11 protein-coding genes are annotated in these 7960 nt (G+C 55.6%); all 11 read right to left on the bottom strand.

What is annotated here, in order from left to right:
• A partial coding sequence (locus VNZ65_RS08255) for a F0F1 ATP synthase subunit gamma (RefSeq protein WP_325658817.1) occupies positions 1-153 on the bottom strand: 153 nt, incomplete at its 3' end.
• A 91-nt stretch (positions 154-244) separates the two neighbouring features.
• Positions 245-1786 (bottom strand): F0F1 ATP synthase subunit alpha, encoded by a 1542-nt coding sequence (gene atpA, locus VNZ65_RS08250; RefSeq protein ID WP_325667879.1) that lies wholly within the window; start codon positions 1784-1786, stop codon positions 245-247.
• 51 nt (positions 1787-1837) lie between these two features.
• Positions 1838-2377 (bottom strand): F0F1 ATP synthase subunit delta, encoded by a 540-nt coding sequence (locus VNZ65_RS08245; RefSeq protein WP_325667878.1) that lies wholly within the window; start codon positions 2375-2377, stop codon positions 1838-1840.
• Positions 2378-2379: 2 nt separating this feature from the next.
• Positions 2380-2850 carry a F0F1 ATP synthase subunit B gene (locus VNZ65_RS08240; RefSeq protein WP_061945542.1) on the bottom strand — a complete coding sequence of 157 codons (471 nt, stop codon included), beginning with the start codon at positions 2848-2850 and terminating at the stop codon, positions 2380-2382.
• Between the two features lie 66 nt (positions 2851-2916).
• The gene (gene atpE, locus VNZ65_RS08235) at positions 2917-3162 is read right to left on the bottom strand and encodes a F0F1 ATP synthase subunit C (RefSeq protein ID WP_054265477.1); all 246 of its coding nucleotides are present in this window, start codon (positions 3160-3162) and stop codon (positions 2917-2919) included.
• Positions 3163-3262: 100 nt separating this feature from the next.
• Entirely contained in the window at positions 3263-4087 is an 825-nt protein-coding gene (atpB, locus tag VNZ65_RS08230) for a F0F1 ATP synthase subunit A (protein ID WP_325667871.1), read from the bottom strand.
• On the bottom strand, positions 4084-4428 hold the full coding sequence (locus VNZ65_RS08225; protein WP_325667869.1) for an ATP synthase subunit I: 345 nt from the start codon (positions 4426-4428) through the stop codon (positions 4084-4086). Before VNZ65_RS08225 ends, atpB begins: the two co-directional genes overlap by 4 nt.
• Before the next feature lie 330 nt (positions 4429-4758).
• Positions 4759-5655 carry a ParB/RepB/Spo0J family partition protein gene (locus tag VNZ65_RS08220; RefSeq protein ID WP_325667867.1) on the bottom strand — a complete coding sequence of 299 codons (897 nt, stop codon included), beginning with the start codon at positions 5653-5655 and terminating at the stop codon, positions 4759-4761.
• 147 nt (positions 5656-5802) lie between these two features.
• The gene (locus VNZ65_RS08215) at positions 5803-6573 is read right to left on the bottom strand and encodes an AAA family ATPase (protein ID WP_325667865.1); all 771 of its coding nucleotides are present in this window, start codon (positions 6571-6573) and stop codon (positions 5803-5805) included.
• A 17-nt stretch (positions 6574-6590) separates the two neighbouring features.
• Positions 6591-7226, bottom strand: coding sequence for a leucine efflux protein LeuE (gene leuE, locus VNZ65_RS08210; protein ID WP_325667863.1), 636 nt, complete (start codon positions 7224-7226; stop codon positions 6591-6593).
• A 16-nt stretch (positions 7227-7242) separates the two neighbouring features.
• On the bottom strand, positions 7243-7905 hold the full coding sequence (gene rsmG, locus VNZ65_RS08205) for a 16S rRNA (guanine(527)-N(7))-methyltransferase RsmG (RefSeq protein ID WP_325667861.1): 663 nt from the start codon (positions 7903-7905) through the stop codon (positions 7243-7245).
• Positions 7906-7960 lie beyond the last annotated feature (55 nt).

The following is a 7960-nucleotide window of genomic DNA, read 5'->3' as shown; positions in this document are numbered from 1 at the left end:
ATTACGAATCTTGTCACTGTAGGGACGTGCCGCACGCATCCGGTCCTGCGCCTTGCGCATTTTGGATGCGGCGACCATTTCCATCGCCTTGGTGATCTTCTTCGTATTTTCTACGCTCTTGATCTTGCTGCGTATCTCTTTCCCAGTAGCCATATACCTTCCTAGTCAGTTGGGGAGAGAGTAATTCGTCGCCCTTCGGCGCCTCTCAAACTCTGTCCCGCAATTGTTATGGATCCCAGTTAAATTAAGCCACGAACGATTTTTTGAAATCAGCAACGGCAGCGGACAATGCAGCTTCGCCATCTTTATCGAGTTGCTTGGTTTCTTCGATCTTTTGCAGCAAAGGCGCGTGGCTAGTCTTCATGAAGCTGTGCAGACCGCTTTCGAACGGCAGTACCTGCTTGACTTCGATGCTGTCCAGGAAGCCCTTGTTGACTGCGAACAGAGTCACGGCCATCAGCGAGATCGACAGCGGCGAGTATTGCGCCTGCTTCAACAGCTCGGTCACGCGTGCACCGCGGTCCAGCTGCTTGCGGGTCGCTTCGTCGAGGTCGGAAGCAAACTGCGCAAACGCAGCCAGTTCACGATACTGCGCCAAGTCGGTACGGATACCGCCGGACAGGTTCTTGATGACTTTGGTCTGAGCAGCGCCACCAACGCGCGACACCGAGATACCAGCGTTGATCGCAGGACGGATACCAGCGTTGAACAAGGAAGTTTCCAGGAAGATCTGACCGTCGGTAATCGAAATCACGTTGGTCGGAACGAAAGCGGAAACGTCGCCAGCCTGGGTTTCGATGATCGGCAAAGCAGTCAGCGAACCAGTCTTGCCCTTGACTTCACCCTTGGTGAAATCTTCAACGTACTTTTCGTTCACGCGTGCTGCGCGTTCCAGCAAACGGCTATGCAGGTAGAACACGTCGCCAGGATAAGCTTCACGGCCTGGTGGACGGCGCAGCAGCAGCGATACCTGACGGTACGCAACAGCTTGCTTCGACAGATCGTCATACACGATCAGCGCGTCTTCACCGCGGTCACGGAAATATTCGCCCATGGCGCAGCCGGAGTAGGCCGACAGGTATTGCATCGCAGCCGACTCGGAAGCCGATGCAGCAACCACGATCGTGTATTCCATGGCGCCGTGTGCTTCCAGTGCGCGCACGATATTCTTGATCGACGATGCCTTTTGACCGATAGCGACATAGATACATGTCACGTCCTGGCCCTTTTGATTGATGATCGCATCGATCGCTACAGCAGTCTTGCCGGTCTGGCGGTCGCCGATGATCAGTTCGCGCTGACCGCGGCCGATCGGCACCATCGAGTCGATCGACTTGATGCCGGTCTGCATTGGCTGCGAAACGGATTGACGGGCGATAACGCCAGGCGCGATCTTTTCAATCGGCGCTGTCAGCTTGGTGTTGACCGGACCCTTGCCGTCGATCGGCTGGCCCAGTGCATTCACTACGCGGCCGCGCAGTTCCGGACCGATAGGCACTTCCAGGATACGGCCGGTACATTTGACTGTATCGCCTTCGGAAATGTGTTCGAAGTCGCCCAGAATAACGGCGCCGACAGAGTCGCGCTCGAGATTCAGCGCGAGGCCGAAGGTATTGCCTGGGAATTCCAGCATCTCACCTTGCATCACGTCAGACAGACCATGGATACGGCAGATACCGTCGGACACGGAAATAACCGTGCCTTGATTGCGAATTTCAGCGGTATCGCCAAGGCCTTGAATCCGGCTCTTGATCAGTTCGCTGATTTCAGACGCGTTGAGTTGCATATAAACTCCTAAAATTTTTCTCGTTGCTCGTTACGCAAATACGCAGGGGTCTCAGGCAGCCAAAGCAGCGTGCAGTTCTTGCAGCTTGGCACGCACCGAGGTGTCGAGCACTTCGTCGCCGACCACTACGCGCACACCGCCGATCAGCGAGTTATCCACAGTGACCGACGGGTTCAGCTTGCGGCCGAATTTCTTTTCCAGCGAGGTGATCAGATCCTTCACTTGCGCTTCGGTCATTTCGAAAGCACTGGTGATCTCAGCATCGGCGGCGCCTTCTTGTGCGTTCTTCAGCACATGAAATTGCTCGGCGATTTCCGGCAACGCCGCCAAACGGCCGTTATCAACCAGCGTCGCGACGAAGTTCTTGACTTCGGCACTGGCTGACTGCGGCGATTTCAACAGCGCCAGAAACGTATCAGCAAGCTGCTGATGCGAGACGGCAGGATTTTGCGCCAGCGCCATGACTTCAGGATGGGACACTACTTGTCCCATTTCCGAAACCAGATTGGCCCAGGCTGCCAGATCTTGCGACTTGGCCACGCGGAACAGCGCTTCTGCATAAGGGCGAGCAATCGTTGCAAGTTCTGCCATGATTACAGCTCTGTTTTCAGTTGGTTCAGCAAATCGGCATGAGCAGCAGAGTTGACTTCACGCTTGAGTATCTGTTCGGCGCCTTTGACCGCAAGGGTCGCAACGTCGCCACGCAGTGCTTCACGCGCTTTAGTCATTTGCTGTTCCGCTTCAGCCTTGGCGTTAGCGATGATGCGGGCAGCTTCTTCGGCAGCCGTTTTCTTGGCTTCGTCGACGATCTGCTGGCCGCGCTTTTCAGCTTCGCCAATACGCTTTTGACCTTCGTCGCGTGCGGTCGCCAGTTCTGCCGAAGCGCGCTTTTCAGCGGCTGCCAGATCTGCCTTGCCGCGATCAGCGGCTGCCAGGCCGTCCGCAATCTTCTTGGCGCGCTCGTCGAGCGCTTTTATCAACGGCGGCCAGATGAATTTCATCGTGAACAACGCGAGGATAAAGAAGACTACGAACTGCGCAAACAATGTTGCATTTAGGTTCATAGTGGTTCCTTCTAAGAATAACGTAGGCTGAAGCGACTTCAGCCGATGCGGTTACGCTAGATTAAATTAGTGAGGAACGAATGGATTTGCGAATGCGAACAACATGGCGATACCAACACCGATCAGGAACGCAGCGTCGATCAGACCGGCCAGCAGGAACATCTTGGTTTGCAGAGTGTTCATCAGTTCTGGTTGACGTGCCGATGCTTCCAGGTACTTACCGCCCATGATCGCGATACCGATACAAGCACCGATAGCGCCCAAACCGATGATCAAACCACAAGCCAAAGCAACAAAAGACAGATCAGTCATGACAATTCCTTCAAAGTTAAGTGAATACAAAAATTAATACAAAAAATTAATACAAAAAACAGATCTAAAACCAATACTACAAATTCACAACCGGCACTGATTAGTGGGCTTCATGCGCCTGGCCGATATACACCAGGGTCAGCATCATGAAAATAAACGCTTGCAACAACACGATCAGGATATGGAAGATCGCCCAGATCGAACCGGCAATCACGTGGCCGACAAAGCCAAACGCCGTAGCGGTGGAGCCCAGCAGCGCGATCAACAGGAACAGCAGTTCGCCGGCATACATGTTGCCGAACAGTCGCATCGCCAGCGAAACGGTCTTGGCGGCAAATTCAATCACATTCAGCAGCAGGTTGGCGGGAGCCAGCCAGATGCCGAAAGGCGCAGCCACCAGTTCGTGCAGGAAGCCGCCGACGCCCTTGATCTTGAAGCTGTAGTACAGCATCAGGACCAGCACGCCGAGGGCGATGCCCATGGTGCCGTTGAGGTCGGCGGTAGGCACCACGCGGTGATGCGAAATCACGCCGTCCAGGCCTACCAACTTGAAAAGGGAAGAAAACATGTCGACCGGCAGGAAGTCCAGCGAGTTCATCAGGGCTACCCAGATGAACACGGTCAGTGCCAGCGGCGCGATAAAGCTGCGGTCACCATGGACGATGCCCTTGGCCTGGTCGTCAACCATCTCGACCACCATTTCGACGAAAGCCTGGAAGCGGCCTGGTACACCTGCCGTCGCTTTACGCGCAGCGATGTACATCAGCAGACAGCCGACTACGCCAGCGAACACCGACCAGAAAATCGTGTCGATATTGATAATCGAGAAATCGACTATATTTGTCTGATGGCTGTTGGCAAAATGTCCAAGGTGATGTTGGATGTATTCTGAGGGGGTTAGTGCTTCGCTTGGAGCTACAGTCATGATCGATGTCTAAAAAGTAAGATTATGTAACTTTTAAGTACCACGATGAAGCTGACGATAAAAGCCGGCCAATTCAAATCGTGGTACAACCATACGACCGCGCCAATCAGCGCAATCGTTGTAGCAATTTTGACAAACTCGCCGATGAAAAAAGACATCGGGTTGGCGCCACCTGGCTTGCGCGCGCTGATGTAAAGACGGAGAGCAAACAGTCCATTGGGAACCGCGCAGCACACACCACCTAAAAGCGCGGAACAGAATCCGGATACGCCGGCTAGTAAACCTGCTATGCACGCCAGCACGGCCGTAGTAACAAATTGCATAAGCACGATGCGCTGCATACTGACCCAATAATGTGCGAAAAATACTCGCTTAACAGAACGCGGTTGCAGTGTGGTGATGCAGCGCAGTTATCACGCGACTACCACGCAATTGCTAGTGCACGGCTGATTTAGAAGCCCGAGGATTATAAAGGCTGGCCGCGGCTTTCGTCAAACTTTTGCTGCCGAATCATAAGCTTATACAACAGGCGACGATGGCTCCAATCGCTGCTGCCGACTAAATTTTCAGGCCCAAACCGGACATTAGCTGACATCGTAAATTTGCTACGTTGCACCAAATCCGTGAATCCAAAAATCCGCCGGGTTCTCCGCCGCCGCTTCCTTTGTAACTTACTCTACACCCTTGAGACGGGTGATCAAACCATCCAGCGTATCCAGATCGGAAAAATCGATGATCAGCTGGCCGCGATTCTTTGCCGTCGTCTTGATTGTTACCTGAGTTGCCAGCAGATCCGACAACTCTTCTTCCAGCCGTGCGATGTCGCGCGACTTTTCCTTGTTCTTGGGTGGACGGTTGGCCGCTTCCGCCTCTGTCGTCGTACGCACCACCAGTTTTTCGGTATCGCGTACCGACATGCGCTTGGCCACCACCTGGTTCGCCAGGGTGATTTGGGTTGCCGCATCGACCGCCAGCAGTGCGCGCGCGTGGCCCATGTCGATGTCGCCGGCCATCAGCATGGTCTGCACCGGCTTGGCCAGGTTCAGCAGGCGCAGCAGGTTGGATACCGCGCTGCGCGAGCGCCCTACCGATAGCGCCGCCTGTTCATGGGTGAAACTGAAATCGGTGATGAGGCGATGGATGCCCTGCGCCTCTTCCAGCGGATTCAGGTCCTCGCGCTGCATGTTTTCGATCAGCGCCATCGCCGCCGTGGTCTGGTCGTCGACATCCTTGACCAGCACCGGCACTTCGATCAGGCCGGCCATCTGGGCGGCGCGGAAGCGGCGCTCGCCAGCGATGATTTCATAGTGCTGGGCGCCGTTGTGCAAGGCAATCGGCCGCACCAGGATAGGCTGCAGCAAGCCCTGCTCCTTGATCGATGACGCCAGTTCAGCCAGCGCGCCTTCATCCATGCGGGTACGCGGCTGGTATTTACCTGCCTGCATGACCGTCACCGCCAATACCGACGGCGCGCCGACCACTGTCGGCACCGCTTCAGCAATATCGGTCGATCCGCCCAGCAAGGCTTCGAGACCGCGACCCAGACCCTTTGATTTTTTCGTGACCATCTTTTCCTACCGTAGATTACAGGCCACAGACCGGCAGCCTGTGGATAACTCAGTGGACAACCATGTGGGCAAGCCGGGAATAAGCTGTGACTAAGCCCATGGATAACTTCTGTATTAGCCGTGTATTACCAGTGTATTAGCTGTGCATTACATGGACTTGATACGCTCAACCATCTCGGCGCCAAAGGCGATATACGCCTGCGCACCCTTGGAAGCCGCATCGAAACTCACGCCCGGCATACCGTACGACGGCGCTTCCGCCAGCCGCACATTGCGCGGGATCACCGTCTTGAACACCTTGTCGCCGAAATGCTTTTCCAGCTCTTCCGATACCTGTTGCGATAAAGTCATGCGCGGATCGAACATCACGCGCAGCAAGCCAATGATCTTCAGGTCCGGATTCAGGTTGGCATGCACCTTCTTGATGGTGTTGACCAGGTCCGACAGACCTTCCAGCGCGTAGTACTCGCACTGCATCGGGATGATGACGCCGTTGGCGGCGCACAGGCCGTTCAGGGTCAGCATCGACAAAGCCGGCGGACAATCGATCAGGATGAAATCGTATTCGTCGGCGACGCTGGCGAAAGCATCTTTCAAACGCTTCTCGCGGTTTTCCAGTTCGACCATTTCCACTTCGGCGCCGGCCAGTTCGCGATTGGCCGGCAAGACATCGAAGCCGCCGGTTTCGGAAGTCTTGCGCACCGACTGGATATCCGACATGCCCAACAGCACTTCATAAATCGAGGCAGTCAATGTGCCCTTGTTGATCCCCGCGCCCATGGTGGCGTTGCCTTGCGGATCAAGATCGGCCAGCAGTACGCGCTGATTCAGCTGCGCCAGGCCAGCGGCCAGGTTCACGGCGGTGGTGGTTTTACCGACTCCGCCCTTTTGATTGGCGACACAAAATATTTTTGCCATGTAGTGGTCAGGTCGTATTAATTGGTGGTTAATTTGATGCCAAAACCGATCAGGAAGATTCCTGCGGCCCTGGAGGCGAATGCGGCGATACGGCGATTCTGTCCGAGGCGCTTGGCGGCAGTATTCCCGAGCAGTACCAGCAGACTACCGTAAATCAATGTGCAGCTGGAAATGATTGCGCCCATGGCCAGGAAAGTCAGGCTGCCGCGATGCACCGCCGGATCGATGAACAGCGGGAAAAACGCCATGTAAAAGATGATCGATTTCGGATTGACCAGGGTCACCAGGAAACCGCGGGTGAAATTGCCGCCGCCTGCAATTTCGCTGGCTGTGCTGGCGCTACCCTTCTTTTTGGCAAACAGCAGCTTGCAGCCGAGGAAAGCCAGGTAAGCGGCGCCCAGATACTGCACGCCCTTGAACACCAGCGGATTGGCCGTCAGCAATGCCGCCACGCCGATCGCCGCCAGGAACATCAGCACCGCATCGCCCAGCATGACGCCGAGCACGGAAGCAAAACCGCCACGCAGGCCGGCCTTGCCGGCCGCAGTCAGGATGCAAAAAGTCCCTGCCCCTGGCAGTACCAGGAAAACCACGGTGGCGGCAATCAGCTGCCAGGCGTCGGTAATGCCAAGGGTGTGAAAAAAGGCGTTCATGATAAATCCGTTTCTGTTATTGCTTGCTGCGTTTGATAAAAATCAGATGCCGTTCCGCGTCCAGGCTCGGCACCGCCAGCGGCCGGATTTTGCTTACTTCCCAGCCGGCCGGCAAGCGGGCGATTTCTTCATCCGGCCTGACGCCCTTGAGTGCGATGAACTGGCCATCATCTGTCAGCAAATGCGCCGACCAGTTGATAAAATCCGCCAATTCGGCAAAAGCGCGTGAGGTGATCACATCAAATTTCTGCGCCACCTGCAGCTGCTCTACCCTGGCCGTATGGACGCTGACGTTGCTCAGCCCCAACTCTGCTTTGACCTGGGTCAGGAATGCCGTTTTCTTGTGCACGGTGTCGATCATCGACACCCGCATTGCCGGCTTGGCCTTGCCCGCCCAGATCGCCAGGATCATGCCCGGCAAGCCGCCCCCGGCACCGACATCCAGCACATTCTCGGCCGCGGCAAAGGCCGGCACCACCGCCAGCGAATCCAGCAAATGATGGGTCATCATCTGCGCCGGTTCGCGGATCGAGGTCAGGTTATAGACCTTGTTCCATTTCGCCAGCAAGTTCAGATAGGCCAGCAATTGCTGCTGCTGCTGCTGATCCAGCGTAATGCCTAATGTTTGTGCACCCTGCTGCAGGCTCGCTTCCAGCGACGCGGTCTGCGTTGAACTCATGCTGCCACTCCTTGATTATCCCGGCAATTACCTGGGCGGTCGTTGTTTTTCATGC

Source organism: Collimonas sp. (assembly GCF_035566555.1).
Classification (GTDB): Bacteria; Pseudomonadota; Gammaproteobacteria; order Burkholderiales; family Burkholderiaceae_D; genus Collimonas.
Note: the sequence above shows the minus strand (reverse complement) of the source record. Positions and strands in the feature narration are given on the sequence as shown.